Genomic DNA, 22,322 nt, shown 5'->3' with positions numbered 1-22,322 from the left:
TTTTGTCCGTTGAATCCCCTAATCGTTGAGGAGTGAAGTTAAAGTGAATCCGTCCCGTTATGCCCTGTTTATCCCCCAAATTGCCTCGTTTTTATTGATGGCTCCCCTGAGCGCCCTGGCCGCAACCCCAGAATCCTTCCATGGTTCAGAATTAAAATCGGATACATCAAAAATTGAATTTTCCCAAGGGCTTAGTCAAGAAAATTTACAAAAATCGCCAAATCAGCTTGTCCCTTCCAGTGCGGCCGTAGAAAAGGAAATCAGCGATCGCATTTTAGCCAGGGAAAAACTGCTCGCCCAAAGTGCGCCCCTTGTCCCCAACCCCGAAATTATCATTCAGGGCGCACCCCAAGCCCCCGGTGTTCCCACCCTGCCTCGGGCTGTCGCCCCACCGGTGGGAGACATTGCCATCTCTAACATCGATGCTAGTGCCGAAAAGGTCAAATTCGAGCGTAATATCACTGTACCTCGTGTTTTATTGCGGGAAGCTTCCGCTAGAGAAGTGTTAATGACCCTTGCTAACTATGCCGGTTATAACGTCGTTTTCACCAGCGCCCAGGGGGAAACTAACGCCACTTCTCAGACAGTTTCCTTGGAATTTACTAACGAATCGGTGGAAAATATTTTTAACGCCGTGCTGTTAATTTCCGGACTCCAGGCCAACCGTCAGGGGACAACTATCTTTGTCGGGGCGCAATTACCCCAAGGCGCTCGTAATTTGATTAGCCGCACCCTGCGTCTCAACCAAGTTAAGGCCGTTAATGCCGCCACTTTCCTCGCCACCCAAGGGGCAGAATACCAGCGTTTAGTTACCAAAACCGAGGATATCGTCGATCCCCTCACCGGACGAGTCATCGGTCGCCGGGATGTTCCCGCCACCCTAGAGGCACTGAAACCCCAAAATACAGAAGGCTCAAGGGCTGCCCTACTTTTAACCGGTTTAAGAATTGCCGCCGATGATCGCCTTAATTCTATCAATTTAATCGGCGAAGCGCGGCAAGTCCAAATTGCCACATCTCTATTAACCCAACTGGATGCCCGTCGCCGTCAGGTGGTGGTTAATGTCAAAGTTATCGATATCAACCTACTCAATACAGACCGTTTTAACAGTAGTTTTTCCTTCGGGTTTAACGATGGTTTCTTCGTTCAAGATAACGGGGCGGCAGTGCTGAACTTTGGTAATATGAACCCACCAGGTGCCGGGACCGTAAGCAAACCGGGGGCTTTTGCACAGCCTGTTGTGCCGATTTTCGATATCATATCGGGTACGGGGACAGCAGAAATTCAACCTTTTCTTGACATTCAGAATGCACCCTTTAGCAATATTGTGCAAGGTTTTAATCAATTTAGCCAAAGTATAAGTCCTTACACCCGCCCCAGCTTTGGCCGCTTTAATAACCCTTTTCAGCCCGGATTGAGTGAATTTACACCAGGCGAGCCAGCCACGTTCAATCCCATCACCGGAGTCACTACACCTGGTAAACCAGATGTCTTCACCTACGAACCCCCGACCCTATTCCAATATCCCCAAAAATTCCTGATGACCCTGCAAGCATCAATTCAGACAGGAAATGCCAAGATTCTTACTGATCCCTCGCTGGTGGTGCAGGAAGGTCAACAGGCCACCGTTAAGCTCACCGAGAAAGTGCTAGAAAGTGTCGAGACAAAGGTAGATCCTCTCAGTGGCGAACGCACCACTGTCCCTGTACTGGCCGATGCTGGATTAACTTTAGCGGTAAACGTCGATCAGGTGGATGATAACGGTTTTATTTCCCTGTCGGTTAGCCCTACCATCGCCTCTCCGGGGTCTCCAATTCGATTTGATAGCGGTGGTCTCACGGTCAACACCCTTACCCCTCTGATTCGTCGGGAATTAACTTCTGGTTTAATTCGTCTCCGGGATGGACAGAGTTTAATTCTTTCCGGGATTATCCAAGAGCGCCAACAGAGTTCTGAGACAAAAGTGCCAGTTTTAGGCGATATTCCCATTTTAGGGGCTTTATTCCGCAGTCGTACCAATCGCAATGATCGCTCGGAGGTGATTATTCTCCTCACTCCCAAAATCATCGAAGATACGGCCACCTCTACCCTCGGCATCAACTATCAACCGGGCCAAGATGCGGCGGAAATGCTTCAGCGTCAAGGTTTCCCCGTACAACCGCGACAGTAATTAGGGTTTGCGGCAAAAAGTTTTTCGTGCGGGCAGGGTGTGGCCCCCCCAACCCCCCCGACATCGGGGGGGCAGGTGGGGTGTAGGGTTTTACCGATTTTGAGGGGGTCAATTACCTAATTTTCAGGGAAAAAGTCCCTGAATTTTCCCCCGATCACTCCCATGCCAGGTACTTTTGGATTGACAAAAAGGTCGAAGAGTCTCACCCCACAAGGTTTTTACCATTATTCAGCAAACCCCAGATAAATTGTCTGTTGATTTGTATAGATTTGTAAAATTTAATTGACATTTACCGCTATGTATGTAATGCGAATGTCTAATATCTGCACTTCCCCCGTATAAACATACTAGGGGTAAATTCGTCGGTCAGGTTGAGGCTACGAAACCCGACAGAAACCCTCAGTTGTTGGGTTTCACTTTGTTCAATCCAGCCTACGCAAAAAGAGCGATAAATCCGATCAAGAGCGGGGTACAATACTCGAAAGAACGAAAGTTTCTGGTATTTTTTGAGTTATCTTTTAGAAGGCATGGTAATTTCTTTTTTACCACTAAAATAAACCGTCTCTATCCATAATTCTCTCGCTTCTTCAATATTAATCATCACTTCCTCTAAAGTTTCCCCCTGAGTAATACAACCATCTAAATCTGGAATTAACGCCGTGTATCCTCCTTCTTCTTCGGGATAAATTGAAATCGGATATTTAAGAGATAAAAAGTATTCTAATATTTGTTGTTCCATCGATAGGTCTAAATAGGTCTAACCGAGTCGCCAATTTGAGGGTTTTCAAAAGGTAACGTTTCAGATAATTCCCATACTAGCAGTTTATTTAACAACTCACGATTTATTAGCTCGGATATTGGCTTTTTATCGTTCTTAGAATTCGCTCCTACGGCTCTTGTTAAGAATTTTCCTATCAAATCGGACGGGGTTTCTTGTTCTTTAAGCAATAACTCCAGCAATCTAGATCCTTTATTATTGGTTCTATCCGATTGTAAAATCGATATTTTTTCTTGAACAAAAGTAATTGTCCCCGTCCCTCTCACTAAGTCAAGATAGCCTAAAGACTCACCAGTCTGAGGATCTGTTATTTCTTCTTCGCTGGTATTGTAAACTAACATTCTTTGACCTTCTCGAATTCCACTAATTTCACCTCTATTGATCACTAATTTATAGTCGTCAATAACTTTGACAACTTTGGCGGGAAAGGTTCCTTTAGGAGATAAAATGGGTTTTTCGGCTACATTTTCCATATTTTCCTCTATGGTGAACTATGTTTTCTAAGAACGCCAGGTCTGACTCTGGTTTCTTGAATAATTTTTAAATCGTTACTCGCCAATCGATCTAGAATTACCTGATAGATTGTTTGAGGTTTGTCAATGATCGCGTGTATCTTGCCGTCCTTTGGATTAATATATTCAACAAAACCCTCTCCTATTAATCTTTCCAACCCATCTTCATCGGTATAATAAAAAGAGACAAGTAACTCGATCGTAAACAGACTAGAGGAATCAAGAAGGCATAAAATATTATTATTTCCTTGCTTTTGAGACCTCAAAATCCTGGGAGTAATTCCCTGTTTAATAATATTTTCTAAATTTTGGTTTACCTCCTGAAGTTGCTTAACTTCTGCCTCTAATTTTTGTTTCTGTCTAAGAAGTGTGTTAACAGCGCTTAACAAAGTAGCGATTAACAGCAAGGTGAAGAAACTGACAACAATTACTATATCTAGAGGAATAGAAGTATTGAAGGGATAACGAATTAAAGCAATACCTCCTAAAAATCCAAGAAGACCGAGTAAAACCCCTTGAATTTCGTTAAAACTAGACCAAATTAACCCCCAAAAGTTATTTTTCATGTTTGTTCAAAACTCAAGAGACCGGTGATTAGCCAGTCTCTCAAGTCTTATTTATCTATTCTACTCGATTCCTTCGATACGGTCCTCCACTTCTTGATAAAGTTCCTGTAAGCGGTCTAAATTCTCTTGAGAAGTTTCCCAGTAACCGCGACCATTAACTTCTAGCAGGGTTCCCACCATCTTGCGGAAAGAATTAGGATTGAGATTCATCAGACGCTGACACATTTCCTCATCTTGAATAAAGGTGGTGTTCACATCCTCATAAACCCAATTATCCACCGCATCAGCAGTTGCAGACCATCCCATGGTATTAACCAAACGCTTCGATAATTCGCGGACTCCTTCGTAACCGTGACTTAACATTCCCTCGTACCATTTGGGATTGAGTAACTTGGTGCGGGTATCTAAGCGCACGGTTTCCGATAAAGTACGCACCTGAGCATTAGCGGTGGTAGTATCAGCAATATAGGCCGCCGGTTTTTTGCCATCATCGCGTAAACTAGCCACAACTTTTGTCGGGTCTGAGTCGAAATAGTGGGAAACATCGGTTAAACTAATCTCGCTAGAATCCAAGTTTTGGAAAGTTGCCTCCGCAGTTTTTAAAGATGCTTCAAACAACTGACGATTATCGGCCATCATCCCGGGGTTATCAGAGTCGAAAGCAAAACCCTTGCGGTTGAGATACATATTCTGTAACTCTTTTTCGTCTTCCCAACTGCTATTTTCCACCGCGAGATTGATGTTAGAAGAATAGGAACCGGAAGCATTAGAAAAGATGCGGGTGGCTGCCTGTCGAACCGTTAAACCCATTTCTTTTGCTTGTTCAATAGCGTGTTTACGGACATAATTCATCTCCATCGGTTCGTTTGCTTCCGCGGCCATTTTTACGCCTTGGTCAAGCAAGTTCATCTGATTGATAAATAAATCCCGGAAAACACCAGAACAGTTGACCACCACATCAATGCGCGGTCTTCCTAACTCCTCTAGGGGGATCAATTCCAATTTATTCACCCGTCCCAAAGCATCGGGAACAGGACGAACCCCCACCATCCAGAGAATTTGTGCTAGGGATTCCCCGTATGTTTTGATATTATCAGTTCCCCAGAGAACACAAGCGATGGTTTCAGGATATTTACCGCCATTATCCAGTTTTTGCCGCTCTAACAGACGATCCACCACGATTTTAGCCGATTTTACCGCCGCTAGGGTCGGGATAGACTGGGGATCTAAAGCGTGGATATTTTTACCCGTTGGTAAAACTCCGGGGTTACGGATGGGGTCGCCACCGGGACCGGGAAGAACATATTCTCCTTCTAATGCTTTTAATAGGGCCCCTAATTCATTATCGGCACAGACCTGTTCTAAACAGAATTCTAGGTATTCAAACAGGGGTTTTAACGCGACCGGATCAACTTTTGGATAACCCATCTCCTGTAAAGTTTCGATCCAAGGCGATTTCTTGCCTATATTCAAGAAATTCAGCTTAGAAAGCATCGATACTCGACCTTCCGCGTCGGTTTGGGACTTGACTAAAGCGGCAACAGCAGCGCGAGTCGCTAGGGTGATGTTTTGCAGTAATTCCACATCCTCTAACACACCTCGATCGCTATTGCGATAAACTTCCTCTAGATCCCGGCCGATGCTGTTGGCAATAATTCGGGGTAAGGAAAGTAAATCGTCCTCTTCCCGGTCTAAACTGGCAATATTGACCAAAGTTGCCACCGCTTCGAGCGCCGAGGGGGGTTTCCCAATAACGTGAAGTCCGCAGGGAAGTAAGCGCGATTCAATTTCCATCAGTTTACGATAGACTGAACCGACGATATTATCCCGTTCCTCTTGACTGAGATGGGCAGTATCACCATCAGGTAAACTTATATCTTTGTCGAGATTGACTAAGCGACATTTATCAACAATAGTATTGACAATTTGCACCCCACGCCCACTATCTTTCAGGGTTTGGTAGGAACCGATCAACTCGCTCAGTTCTTTTAACCCTTTGTAAAGTCCAGCATTTTCTGCGGGAGGAGTAAGATAGGAAATAGTTTCCGCATAACTACGACGTTTAGCGATCGTCGCTTCGCTCGGATTATTAGCGGCATAATAGTAGAGATTGGGAATCATTCCGATGAGGTTATCCGGGTAGCATTCCCCAGACATTCCCATCTGTTTCCCCGGCATAAATTCTAGAGAACCGTGGGTGCCAAAATGGAGAACCGCGTCTGCTTTCCAGACTTGATTGAGATAGGTATAGTAGGCTGCAAAACCGTGGTGGGGACTAGCAGAACGAGAAAAGAGCAGACGCATCGGATCCCCTTCATAACCGAAGGTGGGTTGAACCCCGATAAAGACATTACCGAATTCTTTCCCGTAGATTAATAGATTTTGTCCATCACTGTTGAGATGTCCAGGTGGTGGTCCCCAATTTTCCTCCAAACGGACGGAATAGGGGGTTAAACGTTCGTATTCAGGTACAGACATCCGATAGGCGATATTTAGCTCCGGACTATGGTACTGTGCGGTGGCATCATGGATTACCGCTTCCATCAGTTCTCGGGGAGATGCGGGTAAGTCCTGCAAGTCATAACCATTATTTTGTAACGCTTGCATCACTTCGTAGATAGAACCGAACACATCTAGATAGGCTGCGGTTCCCACATTCCCTTTATCGGGGGGGAAACTAAAGACGGTGATGGCGACTTTTTTGTTTAGTTTCGGTTTCTTTCTTAGGTTAGCCCATTTTAGCGCCCGTTGAGCGATCGCTTCCACCCGGTCCTGTAAAGCGATCGCTTTACCCGTAGCCCCATCCCGGCCTGATAATATAATAGGTTCGATCGCACCGTCTAATTCCGGAATAGCAATCTGTAGCGCCACTTGAATCGGGTGTAAACCTAAATCGCTTTCTTCCCATTCCTGAGTGGTTTGGAAAACTAGCGGTAACGCGCACATATAGGGACGATTGAGACGTTTTAAGGATTCTATCGCTTTCGGATGATCTTGTCGCGCTGGACCTCCCACTAAAGCAAATCCCGTCAGGGAAATTACCGTATCAACGATGGCAACCGCTTCTACTCCTTTTAAGCTTTTATCCCAGAAGTATTCTTCTACGGGTTTGGAAAAGTCTAATCCTCCAGCAAAAACGGGAAGGACTCGCGCACCCATAGACTCGAATTCCTGCACGAGAGCGACATAATGAGCGTCATCACCAGTAACGAGGTGAGTTCTCTGTAAAATTAAGCCAACACAGGGAGCTAAGGGGTCTTTGAGGTCATCGGCAATATCACTGCGGTTATTGTACCAAGCGAAGTATTCCTTGACATCCTCGAACATTTTCATGGATAAAGGATGCCAGATACCCAGATCTGGATAAACTACCGGTTCTTTGTAAACTACACTGTCATCCTTGTTATCAAAGACGTACTTATCGGCCAACATTAACAGGAAATTCTCTAAATTTTCTGCCGAACCCCCTAGCCAATACTGGAAACTTAACATAAAGTTGCGTGCGTCCTGAGCTTTTTCCATGGGGAGGTATTTCAGGACTTGCGGTAAAGTTCGCAATAACTTTAACATCGCATCTTGGAAACCAGCGCCAGAGTTTGACCTGCGCTTTTTCATAAAATTAGCGATGACACTCTTAGACTGTCCCAATTGGGCCATGGAAAAGCTGCCTAATTTATTTAAGCGCATTACCTGGGGCATAGAGGGAAAGACGATCGCTGCGTCTAATTTATCCCGATGGGGACTGACAGCGGCCACAACTTTATCGGCTAAATCTTCGATAAAGATGAGAGAAGCAATGAAAATATTAGCTTTGGCTACATCCTCTTGAAAATTGCGATAATTTTCCCCATCGCGCAGTTCTTCGATTAAATAACCACTAATTTCGATCGCTAGTTTCCGGTTGTTAGCGTTGATTTCCCTGACCGCACTACTCAGCGCACTTTGGTACTGAGGTTCTAGCACGACATAGACCACCTTGACCAGCGATCGACCATTCAACGCGTCGGGAACTATGTGACGAATGGTGGACTTGACGTGAGTGAACATATATGATGGTTCTCCTTAGGATTGCTGAGTCTGGTATGAAGTGATTTTCGTCATCAGATGACGATCGCCCTTTGTTTAAGGTATTTAGATATATATGTTTCTGTTTTGTATCAGAAAATGTCACCCCAATGAGCATTTACTCTGGGTTTTGACACAATTTGATAAATATCTTGCCATATTTTGTAACAGATGGTAAAGAGCTTTCTGAGTAACTGCTCAGGCTTTTCTTTACAAAAATTAATATTTAATCTATTGACTTTTTTAATAAAAAGTGGTAACAAATAGCAACTCGGAGGAGATGTCCCTGTTCAAAGATGATCAGGGTTAGGATCTGATAATTCTCTGTAATTAATTAAATTATATTAATTTTCTTGAAAATACTTGACATTACCCCCCCCTATGTTATTTTTCGCAACTGATAATGTTTTTTTCTTTGTTTTGTATGTCCTTAAAAACCTCTGTAGCTGTTGCCGCTACCGCCATCGGTTTAAGTACTCTTTCCTTGGCTGCCCAAGCCGCTACCGTTCGTGTTCCTTTGACCTACGGTTCTGCGGGAACTGGTTATTTTGACATCGATGATAGTTTGTTAGCACCGAATACAAATATCAATTTTCCTGGTAACGTCAATGGCCTGCAAGGGTTTTCCCTCACCTTTACGGGTTTAGCCTCTAGTCCCTCGACAACCACCTTTACCCTAGCTAATTTAAACGATTGGGCCTTTCGCACCGACGGGACAGGAACAATTATTGATGCTAACTTTCGGAGCAGTGTCAATGCTGATGGTTATAAATTAGAGCCTCTTGGCGCTTTATACGCTGGGCTTATAGACCCCCTATCAGGTGTATCAGAGTATGACATCACGCTGGGTACTCCCGGTCCGGTACCGGTACAATCCACCCCTGAACCGGGTGGCGTTGTGGCCCTATTGGGGTTAGGGTTGGGTGCCTTGGCTTCTAGAGGTAAGAAACGGGGTTAATGAGAGGTGAGGGTGCAAGCAGTTCGATAAACTCACTGACCACCTTGCACCCCTAGAGGGTTTCATCGGGATTAATGCCTAATTCTCTTAATCTTGCCGTTAATTGCTCAATTTTTTGTAAAGCCAGTTCTTTTTGTTGTCTTTCATGTTCCTTTTGCTGTAAAGCCAGTTCTTTTTGTTGACGTTCAGATTCTTTCGCGTGTTTCTCCAGAATAGCGGCTTCGACCGGTGTTGGGATTAACTGACCTTTAGGACTAAAATAACGGAATTTATCGGCGTAGATCCTATTATTTTCAGTAATCGATCGACAATGTTTTTTAATTGGATAAGTAGGTGGGTGGAATTAAATATAAAATGAACGTAGGTTGGGTTGAAGCATGAAACCCAACGCCCGCATGGGTTACGCTACCGCTAACCCATCCTACAAATAATTGTGCCTACCTACTTAACTTTACCCTATTTATTAATTAATCCTGTTTTAATTCCCTTGAGTATAGCTCGATCGGAAACTGTTCTTGTTCGAGAAGTCAGCGATCCTAATTATCAAAAACTGGTGCAGTACGCTCAAAATCAACAACTTGATCGCCTAGCCATGGCCGATATAATTCAGAATATCGCCGCTCAATTTTTAGGAGCAAAATATCAAGCAGGATTACTCGATCGCTCTCCTACAGAAAAATTATTTATCTCTTTAAAAGAGTTTGATTGTGTCCTCTTTGTGGAAACAGTTCTCGCTTTGAGTCACAATTTTGCTTTAAAAAATTATCAGTATTCTGCTTTTAGTCAACAGGTTTTAAATCAGCGTTATCGCCACGGTATTCTCGATGGTTATTGTAGTCGTCTTCACTACTTTTCCGATTGGATTAATGACAACCAAAAACGAGGCAATCTAGAAAATATTACTCAAAAATTAGGTGGAATTACTCTTGACAAAAAGCTCAATTTTATGAGCAAAAATTGCCCTCTATATCCCCAGTTAAAAACTCAAAGTAATTACGATTGTATTCAACAGGTAGAACGAGGATTAGAAAGTTTATCCTTAACCTATATTCCCACCGTTAATATTAAAGGTATTTACCCACAACTACAAGCTGGCGATATTATCGGTGTCGTGACTAATATCCCTGGTTTAGATACCACCCATACCGGTCTAGTTTATCGCTTTCCCGATGGCAAAATTGGCTTAATTCATGCCTCTCCTGCTGGTCAAGTTACCATTGCTAAAGACCTAGAAAAATATATCACTAAAGTGGACAAAGCCATCGGTATTTTTGTCGTTCGTTCCCTTGATCCAAGAAATAGGTAGATAGGGAGCGAGAGCAGCAGAAAAAAAATTATGACCCCACCCTCTTGTTCATCTCAATTTAGGTGTTCAATGTCGGTAATAATCGGTAAAATTACCGTGATCTTTGTGCCTTTTCCTTCCTCACTTTCCAGGTAAATTTGTCCTTTGTGCGCTTCCACACAGCGTCCGACAATGGCTAATCCTAATCCCGTTCCTTGAATATTATCGACATTGCTACCGCGATAAAAAGGTTTAAATAAATTTTCTTGATCTTTGCTGGGAATACCAATTCCTCGATCGATAATTTGAAAGACTACCTGCTCAGATTCGACGATAATCTTAAATTCTATGGGGTTTCCTTCGGGTGAATATTTGAGAGCATTTCCTAGTAAATTTGTCAAGATATGTTTAATTAAATTAATATCCCAAAGTCCTCTTTCTAAGCTGCCCTCAACTTGAAAAATAATTGCTGATTGCAGCTCTGGCTTAACAATAAAAGATTCTACCAATTTCTGACAATAATCCAGTAAATCCACCGGATCAAATTGACAGTATAATCTCCCGGAATCGGCCCGGCCAATTAATAACACTTCTGTGAGCAATTGATCCATGTCTTTAATGGCCGATCGAATCATGCGAAAATAGCTAACTTGCTGATCTTTTGTCAACCGATCGCGACTTTCTTCTAATAATCCAGCCGAGAGTAAAATTTTATTTAAAGGATTGCGAAAATCGTGGGATAACATGGAAACAAATTCAGTTTTTAACTGATTTAATTCCTGAGCTTTTTCCAGTTGATTAGTGCGTTCAATCACGCTCATTTTTAAAGCTTTGTTGGATTCTCGTAAAGCTTCCTCCATCTGTTTTCGCTCGATCGCATAACATAGCGATCGAGTTAAAATTTCTAAACTTACTTCTCTTTTAATTAAATAATCCTGCGCTCCCTGACGTAGTGCTGCCAAAGCTAAATTATCATCATTAGTATTAGTTAAAACCACGATTGGCAATTTCGGAGCCGTAATCAAAAGGGGAGCTAAGGATTCCAAACCCTGACTATCTGGTAAAGTTAAATCTAATAAAATTACATCAAAATTTGTTTGTTGTAATAGAGAAATCGCCTCGGACAGTCTTGACACATTAACCAGATGAAATTCTTTTTTTTCATTACCCTTAAGAATTTCCTTTAATAATCGAGCTTCGGCTAAATTATCCTCGATTAAAAGAACTTTTATATCCTGCGAGAGTCCCATTTTTTAATCAAGAGTTAAAGAGATTTGGGAGGTTAGGGATTTGGGAGGTTAGGGATTGGGAAGTGGGGAGGTGGGGTGTGGGGTGTGGGGTGTAGGGTGTGGGGAGGGGGAATTATGAATTATGAATTATGAATTATGAAGTGGGGTGTGGGGTGTGGGGAGAATAAATAGAAATAATCTCCTGACTCCTGACTCCTGAATCCTATCTCCTGATCACTGATCCCTGACTCCTATCTCCTATCTCCTGACTCCTGACTCCTGACTCCTGACTCCTGACTCCTGATAACTGATAACTGATAACGATTCACTCCCCGGGTAAAGTAGCGGTTTCTAACCAAAAAGCCTCGATATTTTTGACAATTTTGAACAAATCGTTGAGATTGCGCGACTTGGTTATATAACAATTAACGTGCAGTTCATAGCTATAAAAAATATCCTCCTCGTTGCGAGAAGTGGTTAAAACCACCACAGGAATTCTTTTTAAACTGGGATCGTTTTTGATTTCCGCTAATACCTCCCGTCCGTCTTTTCTTGGTAAATTCAGATCGAGAAGAATCAGATTAGGACGGGGAGAATCGAGATACTCCCCTTCTCGACGCAGATAATCCATGGCGTTGACACCATCCCTAACGATAACTAATTCATGCGGGACGGTGCTAGTTTTTAATGCCTCTTGGATGAGGCGAATATCAGCTTTGCTGTCCTCCACTAATAAGATAATTTTGTGTGGCACGTCCTCGCCAGCGCTCACGCTCGTTACCTCCTAGGGGAATTGTAAAATAGAAAACCGCTCCTTTGCCTAATTGGGATTCTACCCAAATTCGTCCGCGATGACACTCGATAATTTTTTTACAAATCGCCAAACCCATACCTGTGCCGGGGTACTCGTCGCGGGTGTGCAGTCGTTGGAAAATCACGAAAATGCGTTCGGAAAATCGGGGATCGATACCAATTCCATTATCGGTGACAGAGAACAGCCATTCCTCCTCTTGACGTTGGGCAGCAATATGAATAGTGGGGGTTGCTTTTCCCCGGAATTTAATGGCATTACCGATGAGATTTTGGAACAATTGCATTAACTGGGTTTTATCTGCCATGACAATTGGCAAAGGATCAACGGTGATTATAGCTTGACTTTCCTGAATTCTCCCTTTCAGGTTAGCGAGAGCTTTTTCCAGTGCCAGATTAGCATCAATGGTATTAAACTCTACCGCCTGCATATCCACTTTCGAGTAAGCCAGCACATCATCTATTAATGTTTGCATCAAACTGACACCTTCGACGGCAAAAGTAATAAATTCTTTAGCATCTTCGTCCAGTTCTTCGGTGTAGCGCATTTCTAGCAACTGCACATAGTTGGCGACTTGATTGAGGGGTTCCTGTAAATCGTGGGAAGCGACGTAGGCGAATTTTTTTAATTCGGCGTTTGATAGTTCCAAATCCCGCGCCAAACGGGCCAATTCATCGGCTTGTTTTAAGATGATATTGACGATCGCTTTTCGTAATTCTAGTGCGGCGTTGATTTCTACTGCTTTCCAGGGTAAAGATTTGAGACGAACGGTTTCTTTCCAGAGGGAGAAAGATTTACGCGGACAGAGACGAATATCACCATCTATGGCAGTCGTTTCGATCGCTTTACCCGGATCACCACCCCAGTTCACGGTTTGAATTACTTCTGGACGAAACCAGAGGAGATAATTACGTTTAGAAATGGGAATTGCTAGTAAACCACTGGCAATGTCTTTAAACTTACCCCCATCGGCATAAATTCGCGGTAAGGAATTGGTATAGTAAACATCTTCATGGACGTTTTTTTCTAGCCAAGTAATCAGATAATTTAGTTCTTCTTCGCTCGGTGTTACTCCAATTAAGGTATAATTGCCGCCTAAACAAATAGCGGATCCTGTGGCTTTAGTTAGATCGAGCAGATTCGGTTTATGGGCAATTAATCCATCAATAAAGTTATTAGCTTCCGCCATATAATCGATTAATTGCGATTGCACAAAGTTTAATTTCACTCGATAGTCATAATCCTCGGTTTCTTCCCGTGCCGATATTTCCGAAAAAATTACTCTTCCTAAAAACTCACAAGCTTTACGGAGTTCGTAGGGTACATATTTGGGGGTACGGTGATGACAGGCAATAATGCCCCAGAGACGTTTATTTTCAATCAGAGAAATGGTTAGAGATGCTCCCACTCCCATATTATGCAGGTATTCTAAATGACAGGGAGAAGCACTTCTAAGACTGGACAGGGTTAAATTTAAGGGTTGTTGGGTTTCGGGATGAAGAACAGGCACTAGATCGACGGGTTCAGAGGTAGCATCGGGAATCTGTCGAATCCAATTAGCACTTAATAAATTTCGTGCCGGGAGAGGGATATCGGAAGCGGGATAACGTAAACCGAGATAGGGTTCTAGTTGCTCTATTTTGTCTTCTGCTATCACATCACCGTTATCTTCTTCGTCGAATTTGTATAACATAACTCGATCGAATCCTGTCATTTTTCTGACTTCTTTAACGATGATATTACAGAAATCTTTCAGGCTACGGGTGGCTTCAAGTTTATCGATCGAAGTTTTGGCTAGGTGATAGAAACTCAGGAAAGGAATGTTTTCATAGGAAATAGCTGGTTCTAACTCTAAAATCAGCATTTGTTCGGCGTTGCGGTGAAAAATAGCATCAAAGACGGCAAAATCATCCCCTTTAACCCGCGCCCAAATTTTGGAGGGATTGATAGCATCAAAATCGTTATTTTCTATGGCTGATTTTAGAGGATCGATCTGAAAGGGATCGAAGATTTCCTCTAGGGTTTTACCGATAATTTCCCCCGGAGAAATACCCAATAAACTGCGGCTATTACTGCTGGTTTGGCTGACTTTTAGCTCCGGTTCGCTGAGAACTAAAAGCACCCCGTGCGGTTGAATTCGGTTATAGAGATGGATCGGTTCCCGTTCGATCGAAGTTGGGTTAATTGTCTCGGTTATAACTTCCATGTGTATTGCCCCCAGAGGATTTTTGCCAAGTTGAAAACTCTTTGTTTATTAAAACTATTTCTTCTCACTTTCGGGGGGCGATCGAGAATAAATTTACTTCTCTTAATACTAGGCCATCAAAAGTAATAAAACTTTAATTAATCAGTTATCTACTGATCGAGCAGTTCTGTTCAGTTCCCTTTATTATAATCAGGTTTTCTCTGAGAATCTATGGTAATTTGTTAAGAATTAAAAGTTAATGTTACAATGGACAGATAATTCTTAATAAAAATATATGGTAGGGTGTGTTAGCGAAGCGTAACACACCAAAATCTAAGATTTAAATACGATAGCAACCCTTTTTTGTTAATTACCTGGAGGTAAAATTTTGAACATTTCTGCAAGCTTATAACTATTTACAAGGAGACTAATTGGCGGATTAATCTTTTGTGCTTTTTCTGGAACTATTTTTGTGAAAAATTCCCATAACTTTTGGGATATATTGTTCTTGGTTTCCTTATCTTCACCTTCGACTTCATTAATTCCCACCTCGGTGAGGGTAGCCAAAATTTCCTTGCGAAGACCATTATAGCCAACGATGTAAAATTTGTTAAGAGCTTCCAGGACTTCATTTAATTTAATCAGCAGAAATTGTTTAAACTCTTGCGTAATTTTGCTATCTTCAATCATTTGAATTAAACCTAATATTTCTTCCCTTAACCTGTTCAAATCCTCTTTGCTTAAACATATTTCCTCAAAATCTTCTACACAAGAAGGAAGCCAATATAGAGCTTCCCAGTCAGGAGAGTTTAGTGGCTCTCCGAAACCTAACCAATTCTCGTGAACTCTTGACAATAAACTAATTAATTTATACTTAATTTTTTCCATAAGTTTTTTATAGGAAGACTGTTTTCTTGAAGGAAAATATTGTAGTTGATCTTCTATGTGATAAATAAGCTGTAGTAATTGAATCAACCCTTTCTGAACAGAATCAGTGTCATTTTTCACTTCCATTGCTCTTGCTAAAACTGCTTGAACTGATTCGTTAGTTTCGTCTTGAGAACATCTTTGTAGGATAATTAATAAACGTTCGGCTGGATTATGAATCGGTAGAGGAGATGATTCCATAAATTTTATCAAAGGCTAGATTGGTTATATATAGAACAATAGTATTGTAACTTATCATTTCTATTTTTACAGCAAGTTTGAGAGCCTATTTATGAAAAAAATGTGGTTCTTCGGTTTGTCCTATGCAATGGAGGGGGTTATAAGGAATGAAACCCTTATAGAGACAGGCGTTGCTGCGATTTTTGTCAACTGTTTTCGATCTAGAGCGAACTAATCAATTAAATCTATTGCCAGATAAGGATTGAGTCGATTTATGTTACCCTATCGAACCATACCAAGTAACGAAGAACCAAAAATGTTAAGCAGTCCAGTAGGGTGCATTAGGCAATCCCTTGTTTTCAGGGAAAAAATCAAGAGCTAAATATTGCCGTAACGCACCACAAAGAAAGGTTTTTGGTGCGTTAGCGTAGCGTAACGCACCCTACTGGACTGACTATGATTATACAATTGATAAGAAAGAACAAATTCAAGAGATAAATTAGTAAACTTGATCGTGTTTGCCAATATCAACTATAACAATTAAAGTTTCTCCTGAATCAGTATCTTGACGAAAAGTAAAAATAATACGGCAATCATAACTAACAGAACATGACCAATAACCTTCTAATCTACCTGTCAGCTTATGAGATTTTAAAGAAGGGGTGAAAGGGTTATCTGCTAACAAATGTAGAACCTCTGATATCTTGCTTTGTAGTTGAGGATTTTTGCTGATTAAGCGTTGAAAAGCTCTTTTAAAGCTTTTGTCAGCAACTAATTTCATTCTTCATCCTCTAACAAATAAGCCATTATCTCTTCAGCGCTGCCTTTTTTTGCTGTTCCCATCGCTAAAGATTTTAAGGTTTCTTCGCCATTTTTAGCCATCTCCTCCCGGCGTTTCTCAATACGTCTTTTACGAATTAGCTCAAACAAATAATCTTGGTCTTCAATGGATAGACTCTCTACCGATTCGATCAGATCTTGAAAAAATGCGATACTCATTACAGTTTCCTCCTGTTAGTTAACTTTTTTTTCCTGATATGCTAAGTAGCTGGTTATAATTATAGCACTTCTTGGAGCTATGAGGTACAATGAAAAGCAAATAGACAAATAATAGAACTCGCCAGCTTCCTATGAGACCCTATTCCGTAGATTTTCGCCAAAAAATTATCGATGTCTGGAAGAAAGAAAAAATTTCTATTCGAGGACTAGCCCAGAGATTTGACGTGGCTAAAAGCTTTATTCAGAAGTTATTGAAGCAACATAAAGAAACAGGGGATATCCGTCCTCGTCCACAAGGGGGAAGTCCGCCAACCAAGTTAAATAGTGAACAACTGATAATTTTAATAGAAATCATCGAATCTAACAATGATGCAACTCTCGAAGAATTATCGGACTTACTATATGAAAAGACACAGGTGAAAGTCAGTAGAGCCACCCTGGGGCGGCTTACGCAAAAACTCAATTACAGTTTCAAAAAAAAACACTACACGCGGCGGAAAAAGAAAGTGACAGGGTGCAGCAAAAAAGAGTGGAATACTGGTCAGAAGTTAGGGAAATTGAGGCATCAAAACTAATTTTCATCGATGAATCGGGGGTAAATTTAGCCCTTTTGAGACTCTATGCTAGAGCCTTAATTGGCCAAAGAGCTCGGGGAAGAAAACCACAAAAAAGAGGGAGAAATATTTCAATAATTAGTGCTATAAGCTTAGAAAAAGTTGTGGCATCAGTCAACATATACGGTGCAGTGGATGCGGTAACATTTGAAGGATTTATTCTGAAGGAAGTGCTGCCAAAAATTAAAGAAGGAGACTGTTTGCTCATGGATAACGCCAAGATTCATCTCGGAGAAATGGTCAGAGAAATAATTGAACAAGAAAAAGCTAGACTCATCTATTTACCTCCTTATTCTCCCGAATTCTCTCCTATTGAAAACTTTTGGTCAAAAGTCAAAGCGATATTAAGAAAACTGAAGGCGAGAACTTACAAAGACTTAATAGAAGGGATTGAATTAGCTATGTTAGAAGTTACTCAAAAAGATATTCGCAATTGGTTTACTCACTGTTGCTACTGTACCTCATGAGTCAGAGAATTGCTATAAATTAAAAATGGATTTTAGGTTCGATCCCCCCTGCCCCCCTTGATAAGGGGGGTGCCGATAGGCGGGGGGATCTGACAACTTTTAACTCCTACCTACTTATCACCATATATTCAAGTAGGGTGCGTCAGACAATCCCTTGTTTTTAGGGAAAAAATCAAGAGCTAAATATTGCCGTAACGCACCACAAAGAAAAGTGTTTGGTGCGTTACGCTACGCTAACACACCCTACTTTTATAAGCCGCTATGACGGAGGAGAGGCTCGGTACTAGGTTCGCGACCGCGGAAAGCTTTAAAAACATTCATAGGATGGGAACTTCCCCCCATAGCTAAGACAGTATCGCGAAAACGGCGACCGATCGCTTTCACTGCTTCTTCGTTATCTAATCCCACTTCCTCGAAAGCGGCAAAAGCATCGGCGCTGAGAACTTCTGCCCATTTATAACTATAGTAACCCGCCGCATAACCGCCGGCGAAAATATGTCCAAAAGAACACAAGAAAGCATCTTCTGGTAGGGGAGGAATGATCGTCGTCGTCGCCGCTAAACGCTGTCTAACTTGTTTAGGGGTTTCGCCGCCATTCGGTTGATAACGATGGTGTAATTCCAAATCTACTAAAGACAAATGTAGCTGACGCAGCATAGCCGAACCGCTCATATAATTCTTAGCTAGAAGCAGTTTTTGATAGTAATGTTCGGGGAGAGTTTCACCGGTTTGGTAGTGTTTGGCCATACTCATTAAAGTAGGGCGATCATAACACCAATTTTCCATAAATTGACTGGGCAATTCCACCGCGTCCCACTCAACGTTATTAATACCCGCAGCCCCGGAATAGTCCACAGTGGTTAACATATGCTGTAAACCGTGGCCAAATTCGTGAAATAGGGTAGTTACCTCCTCAAAGGTCATTAAACTGGGGTTTCCGTCCACTGGAGGCGTTTGATTGCAGATTAAATAAGCCACAGGTAAACGCACCTCGGTGCCGGTTTTGGCGCGACCGATACAGACATCCATCCAAGCACCGCCGCGTTTTTCGGCGGGACGACTGTAGGCATCGAGGTAGAAATAGGCGATTTTTTCGCCCTTTTCGTCGTTAATCTGGAAATAACGCACATCGGGATGCCAGATAGGTGCTTTACCGTCGGCAGCGATAATTTCTACCCCAAAAATCCGTTTAGCGAGGCTAAATATGCCTTCTAAAACCCGTGGTAGGGGGAAATAGGGGCGTAATTCCTCGGCACTAAAGTTAAACTTGGCCTGACGCTGTTTTTCTGACCAATAGGCTATATCCCAATGCTTGAGATCGTCGGTTCCGGCAAAAGTTTTTAGGGCCTCTAAATCCTGTTTTGCCGCTTCATAGCTGACTTGGCGCAAATTGTCAAGCAATTTCTCGATTTCATCCACAGAATTGGCCATTTTCCTGGCAAGACTGACCTCGGCGTAGGTACTATAACCTAAAAGATGGGCCTGTTCCTGACGAAGTTGCAAAATGCGATCGATTAAGGGATTATTATCCAATTCTCCCAGATCAGCCCGACTAACGTAGGCCTTATACAGTTTTTCGCGCAATTCCCGATTATCGCTGTACTTCATAAAGGGGAAATAACTGGGAAAATCGAGGGTAATCACCCAGGGGCCAGTTTCGGTGCTGGCGTTAGTTTCCCCTTGGCCCCGGGCGGTTTGGGCGGCTAAACTAAGGAGACTAGGGGGTAAACCGGCGATATCTTCTGGGGTTGTTAGTTTCAGTTGAAAAGCTTTGGTGGCATCGAGGATGTTATTAGAAAATTTCGTGGTGATTTCCGCTAATTCCAGTTGAATCGCGTTAAATCTGTCTTTTTTCTCCCCTACCAATCCCACCCCAGCCAATTGAGCATCCCGCAGGGAAGCTTCGACAATGCGCTGTTGTGCCTCGTCTAATTGCCCCCAGCTTTCTCCTTGGCGCAGGGACAAAAATGCCTCATAAATGGGTTTACTTTGGCTTAAACGGCTAATAAACTCGACCACCTGCGGTTGTACGCTTTCGTAAGCTTGACGCAATTCTGGGCTATTTTTTACCCCCATCAGATGACCGATAATCCCCCAACTCCAGCTTAAACGTTCTTCGATCCGGGTGAGGGGTTCGACTAATTTTTCCCAAGTGGGGGCAATCTGCGCTTCTAGATCGGTTAATTCTCTGGCCAGTTCCTGCAAAAGTTGCGTTATGCCAGGGACAATCAGGCCGGGTTGGATTTGGTCAAAAGCCGGTAATCCTTGACCGGCAAGCAGCGGGTTACTGGTGTTCGTCATAATTGTTGGTCTGCAAGGGTGAGTAATCTGTATCTTTTACTACCCTAACCTAAATCCCTGACCATCTATTCAGGCGATCGATTGCCGGAGCTTTTTCAGTGATCAGTGGGGTGTGGGGTGTGGGGTGTGGGAAGTGGGGAGGTGGGGAAGTGGGGAAATTGAACTAAAACCCCAAAACCCTAAAACTCCAACACCTAAAACCTGACTCCTGACGACCGACTCCTAACCCAATGTGGGGCAAAGATAAGCAAAAATTATCTATTGACTGCAAAAGATTGAGAATATTTAAATTAACATTCCGCAATATTTACAAATTCTTAAGAATTAATTGAGAAAGATTTTTATTTAACAACGATGTTACAAGGGTTACAGCGATTTGATAGAATTTCATAGTGGGTTATTCTGTGCTTTTTTGGGCAGCAATAGTTAAAACCCTTGCCACACCTAGAAGGTGTTCCTAATTAGGACGGTCAAATCAGTTAATTTCACCCATAACGATGATCTTTTTTTTGTGTAGTTTTATTGCAAAAAAAAAGTTTTTTTGACAAAAAGTACAAAGTATGATGTGTCATAACGTATTTCTGGCTGCGAGTAATTATTGTAGAGGGAGAGAAGGGAGAAGGGAGAAGGGAGGGGGGAGAATAAATAGGGTTTGCGGCAAAAAGTTTGTTGGTGGGGTCAGGCAGGGGGCAGGGTTCGGCCGTGAGACTGAGCTCACGCCGAAGTCTCACGGCCGAAGCCCACACCCCATCACCCCACTTCCCTATCTACCCCACTTCATAATTCATAATTCATAATTCCCACACCCCACACCCTGTCCCTGGGAAAAACTTCTTCAGCAAACCCTAGTTAAGGCCTGCTCGATTCTCTGACTATCGAGGGAGCGGCCGATAAAGACCAAGCGGGTTTGCCGCATTTCTGTGGATTGCCAGGGTCGGTCGAAGAAAGAATCAAAGCGATCGCCGACTCCCTGTAACACCATACGCATGGGTTTATGGGCCACGTTAACAAATCCCTTGACCCGATAGATTTCTTCTCGGGCCACCAATTCTTTGATCCGTTGGGTCAAAATTTGGGCATCTACGGGAGAATCGAGGCAAAACTGCACAGAATTGATCTCCTCATCGTGATCGTGTTCTTCCTCGTGATCATGATGACTAGGACGACTAGCTAAATTATCCTCGACGGCGGCATTAAATCCCAATAGCACATCGGGGCTAATTTGTCCATCAGCACAAGTAACTATTTTTACCGTCGATCGCAGTTGCGTTTTCAGCCAATTAATAATTTTTTCTAATTCTATTTCGCTGATGAGATCGGTTTTAGTTAAGAGTACCAGGTCAGCGCAGGCCAACTGATCCTCAAATAACTCCTCAATGGGGGTTTCGTGTTCTAAATTGGGGTCTGCTTGCCTTTGTGCCGTTAAAGCCTCCAAATCCGCCACCAGACGACCCCTAGCGATAGCAAAACCATCCACCACCGTGATTACCCCGTCCACCGTGGCACCGTTGCGGATTTCCGGCCAGCGAAAAGCTTGAACCAGAGGTTTAGGTAAAGCTAATCCGGAAGTTTCGATCAGCATACAATCCAACTGTTGCCGTCGCTCCAGCAATTTCTGCATGGTGGGGAGAAACTCTTCCTGTACTGTGCAGCACAGACAACCGTTGGTCAATTCCACAATATTATCGTTGGGGTTGTCGTCGCAGGTCTGACAACTTTTCAATAAATCACCATCAATGCCCACTTCTCCGAATTCATTGACCATAACGGCCACCCGTCGGCCTTGATTATTTTGCAGTAGATGACGGATGAGGGTAGTTTTTCCCGCACCCAGAAAACCCGTGATCACAGTAACTGGAATTTTGTGCATAGATAGAGCGATCGATCATGTTTCTAGATCAATGTATCAGAATCTCGGTCTAGGGTTGAGGGTTTCAGCACTAATTCTTTAGGATTGCCCCACCAATTGCCGGACTGTCACAAACTAGCTGAAATTTTCCTAGTTAGTCGTTATTCTGGTAAAAGTTTCAGCCAGCTAAAATAATCGCTGAAGAACTTTTGTGGGAGTGGATCATGTTACAACGTCTTTTTTTAGCCTTTACCCTCGCTTTTCCCCTTTATTTAAGCATTGCTATTCAACAAACTTCTCCTCTAGCTGATAGAGTAAATCGCCCTTCTTCTCGCGGAATCAATAAAATTGAGCAGACGGTAAAAACTATCCAAAAGCAGTTAAAACAAGAGCATTCGGTTCAATTAGATTAATAAATTTTGGCAA

General features: G+C 42.7%; 17 protein-coding genes. 5 read left to right on the top strand and 12 right to left on the bottom strand.

The annotated features are described in order from the left end of the window. The first annotated feature begins 43 nt into the window (after positions 1-43). Positions 44-2,170, top strand: coding sequence for a secretin N-terminal domain-containing protein (locus B5D77_RS20215; RefSeq protein WP_106909525.1), 2,127 nt, complete (start codon positions 44-46; stop codon positions 2,168-2,170). Between the two features lie 511 nt (positions 2,171-2,681). On the opposite strand, the gene B5D77_RS20205 is transcribed toward B5D77_RS20215, so the two are convergent. The 4 genes from B5D77_RS20205 to B5D77_RS20190 are packed head-to-tail and all read right to left on the bottom strand — an operon-like array spanning position 2,682 to position 8,073. Further along, positions 2,682-2,909 carry a type II toxin-antitoxin system HicB family antitoxin gene (locus B5D77_RS20205; protein ID WP_008196685.1) on the bottom strand — a complete coding sequence of 76 codons (228 nt, stop codon included), beginning with the start codon at positions 2,907-2,909 and terminating at the stop codon, positions 2,682-2,684. A gap of 8 nt (positions 2,910-2,917) precedes the next feature. Continuing rightward, positions 2,918-3,421, bottom strand: coding sequence for a hypothetical protein (locus tag B5D77_RS20200; RefSeq protein ID WP_106909524.1), 504 nt, complete (start codon positions 3,419-3,421; stop codon positions 2,918-2,920). 8 nt (positions 3,422-3,429) lie between these two features. Next, a complete protein-coding gene (locus B5D77_RS20195; protein ID WP_106909523.1) occupies positions 3,430-4,026 on the bottom strand; it encodes a hypothetical protein in 597 nt (198 codons plus the stop codon). A 60-nt stretch (positions 4,027-4,086) separates the two neighbouring features. Next, on the bottom strand, positions 4,087-8,073 hold the full coding sequence (locus B5D77_RS20190) for a magnesium chelatase subunit H (RefSeq protein WP_008196692.1): 3,987 nt from the start codon (positions 8,071-8,073) through the stop codon (positions 4,087-4,089). Between the two features lie 442 nt (positions 8,074-8,515). Between B5D77_RS20190 and B5D77_RS27430 the strand changes: the two genes are divergently transcribed. Both B5D77_RS27430 and B5D77_RS20175 read left to right on the top strand, forming a co-directional pair. Beyond that, the gene (locus tag B5D77_RS27430; RefSeq protein ID WP_039899372.1) at positions 8,516-9,049 is read left to right on the top strand and encodes a PEP-CTERM domain protein; all 534 of its coding nucleotides are present in this window, start codon (positions 8,516-8,518) and stop codon (positions 9,047-9,049) included. Between the two features lie 433 nt (positions 9,050-9,482). Continuing rightward, complete coding sequence (locus tag B5D77_RS20175; protein ID WP_254052993.1) at positions 9,483-10,355, top strand: N-acetylmuramoyl-L-alanine amidase-like domain-containing protein; 873 nt, start codon at positions 9,483-9,485, stop codon at positions 10,353-10,355. Between the two features lie 53 nt (positions 10,356-10,408). On the opposite strand, the gene B5D77_RS20170 is transcribed toward B5D77_RS20175, so the two are convergent. The 6 genes from B5D77_RS20170 to B5D77_RS20140 all read right to left on the bottom strand — a co-directional run bounded on the left by B5D77_RS20170 (position 10,409) and on the right by B5D77_RS20140 (position 16,665). Beyond that, positions 10,409-11,584 carry a hybrid sensor histidine kinase/response regulator gene (locus B5D77_RS20170; protein WP_106909521.1) on the bottom strand — a complete coding sequence of 392 codons (1,176 nt, stop codon included), beginning with the start codon at positions 11,582-11,584 and terminating at the stop codon, positions 10,409-10,411. Positions 11,585-11,888: 304 nt separating this feature from the next. Then, positions 11,889-12,335: a response regulator gene (locus B5D77_RS20160; RefSeq protein WP_002758488.1), complete on the bottom strand. Its 447-nt coding sequence runs from the start codon at positions 12,333-12,335 to the stop codon at positions 11,889-11,891. After that, the gene (locus tag B5D77_RS20155; protein ID WP_008196709.1) at positions 12,274-14,580 is read right to left on the bottom strand and encodes an ATP-binding protein; all 2,307 of its coding nucleotides are present in this window, start codon (positions 14,578-14,580) and stop codon (positions 12,274-12,276) included. The genes B5D77_RS20160 and B5D77_RS20155 overlap by 62 nt, the downstream gene beginning before the upstream one ends. A gap of 345 nt (positions 14,581-14,925) precedes the next feature. Then, complete coding sequence (locus B5D77_RS20150; RefSeq protein WP_008196710.1) at positions 14,926-15,687, bottom strand: hypothetical protein; 762 nt, start codon at positions 15,685-15,687, stop codon at positions 14,926-14,928. A 478-nt stretch (positions 15,688-16,165) separates the two neighbouring features. Further along, positions 16,166-16,447, bottom strand: a complete 282-nt coding sequence (locus tag B5D77_RS20145; protein WP_008205029.1) for a type II toxin-antitoxin system mRNA interferase toxin, RelE/StbE family — start codon at positions 16,445-16,447, stop codon at positions 16,166-16,168. Further along, on the bottom strand, positions 16,444-16,665 hold the full coding sequence (locus B5D77_RS20140; protein WP_008205031.1) for a hypothetical protein: 222 nt from the start codon (positions 16,663-16,665) through the stop codon (positions 16,444-16,446). The genes B5D77_RS20145 and B5D77_RS20140 overlap by 4 nt, the downstream gene beginning before the upstream one ends. A gap of 131 nt (positions 16,666-16,796) precedes the next feature. On the opposite strand from B5D77_RS20140, the gene B5D77_RS20135 reads away from it, so the two are divergent. After that, a protein-coding gene (locus tag B5D77_RS20135; protein ID WP_106908656.1) for an IS630-like element ISMae26 family transposase occupies positions 16,797-17,746 on the top strand; the annotation gives its coding sequence in 2 pieces (ribosomal slippage) (positions 16,797-17,139 and positions 17,139-17,746; 951 coding nt in all). Between the two features lie 249 nt (positions 17,747-17,995). Here B5D77_RS20135 and B5D77_RS20130 read toward each other — a convergent pair. After that, a complete protein-coding gene (locus B5D77_RS20130) occupies positions 17,996-20,047 on the bottom strand; it encodes a M3 family metallopeptidase (protein WP_008196723.1) in 2,052 nt (683 codons plus the stop codon). A gap of 835 nt (positions 20,048-20,882) precedes the next feature. Continuing rightward, the gene (cobW, locus tag B5D77_RS20125; protein WP_008196725.1) at positions 20,883-21,917 is read right to left on the bottom strand and encodes a cobalamin biosynthesis protein CobW; all 1,035 of its coding nucleotides are present in this window, start codon (positions 21,915-21,917) and stop codon (positions 20,883-20,885) included. 203 nt (positions 21,918-22,120) lie between these two features. On the opposite strand from cobW, the gene B5D77_RS20120 reads away from it, so the two are divergent. Beyond that, positions 22,121-22,309 carry a hypothetical protein gene (locus B5D77_RS20120; protein WP_002784873.1) on the top strand — a complete coding sequence of 63 codons (189 nt, stop codon included), beginning with the start codon at positions 22,121-22,123 and terminating at the stop codon, positions 22,307-22,309. Positions 22,310-22,322: the final 13 nt, after the last annotated feature.

Origin of the sequence: Microcystis sp. MC19, assembly GCF_003019735.1 — a bacterium.
Classification (GTDB): Bacteria; Cyanobacteriota; Cyanobacteriia; order Cyanobacteriales; family Microcystaceae; genus Microcystis.
The sequence above is the reverse complement of the archived record's forward strand: the minus strand, read 5'-3'. Positions and strand labels throughout refer to the sequence as shown.

What these genes read in the sequence shown, in the direction of transcription:
- B5D77_RS20205 (WP_008196685.1), bottom strand. Translation starts at nt 2,909, where the DNA reads ATGGAACAACAAATATTAGAATACTTTTTATCTCTTAAATATCCGATT.
- B5D77_RS20200 (WP_106909524.1), bottom strand. Translation starts at nt 3,421, where the DNA reads ATGGAAAATGTAGCCGAAAAACCCATTTTATCTCCTAAAGGAACCTTT.
- B5D77_RS20195 (WP_106909523.1), bottom strand. Translation starts at nt 4,026, where the DNA reads ATGAAAAATAACTTTTGGGGGTTAATTTGGTCTAGTTTTAACGAAATT.
- B5D77_RS20190 (WP_008196692.1), bottom strand. Translation starts at nt 8,073, where the DNA reads ATGTTCACTCACGTCAAGTCCACCATTCGTCACATAGTTCCCGACGCG.
- B5D77_RS27430 (WP_039899372.1), top strand. Translation starts at nt 8,516, where the DNA reads ATGTCCTTAAAAACCTCTGTAGCTGTTGCCGCTACCGCCATCGGTTTA.
- B5D77_RS20170 (WP_106909521.1), bottom strand. Translation starts at nt 11,584, where the DNA reads ATGGGACTCTCGCAGGATATAAAAGTTCTTTTAATCGAGGATAATTTA.
- B5D77_RS20155 (WP_008196709.1), bottom strand. Translation starts at nt 14,580, where the DNA reads ATGGAAGTTATAACCGAGACAATTAACCCAACTTCGATCGAACGGGAA.
- B5D77_RS20150 (WP_008196710.1), bottom strand. Translation starts at nt 15,687, where the DNA reads ATGGAATCATCTCCTCTACCGATTCATAATCCAGCCGAACGTTTATTA.
- B5D77_RS20145 (WP_008205029.1), bottom strand. Translation starts at nt 16,447, where the DNA reads ATGAAATTAGTTGCTGACAAAAGCTTTAAAAGAGCTTTTCAACGCTTA.
- B5D77_RS20140 (WP_008205031.1), bottom strand. Translation starts at nt 16,665, where the DNA reads ATGAGTATCGCATTTTTTCAAGATCTGATCGAATCGGTAGAGAGTCTA.
- B5D77_RS20130 (WP_008196723.1), bottom strand. Translation starts at nt 20,047, where the DNA reads ATGACGAACACCAGTAACCCGCTGCTTGCCGGTCAAGGATTACCGGCT.
- cobW (WP_008196725.1), bottom strand. Translation starts at nt 21,917, where the DNA reads ATGCACAAAATTCCAGTTACTGTGATCACGGGTTTTCTGGGTGCGGGA.
- B5D77_RS20120 (WP_002784873.1), top strand. Translation starts at nt 22,121, where the DNA reads ATGTTACAACGTCTTTTTTTAGCCTTTACCCTCGCTTTTCCCCTTTAT.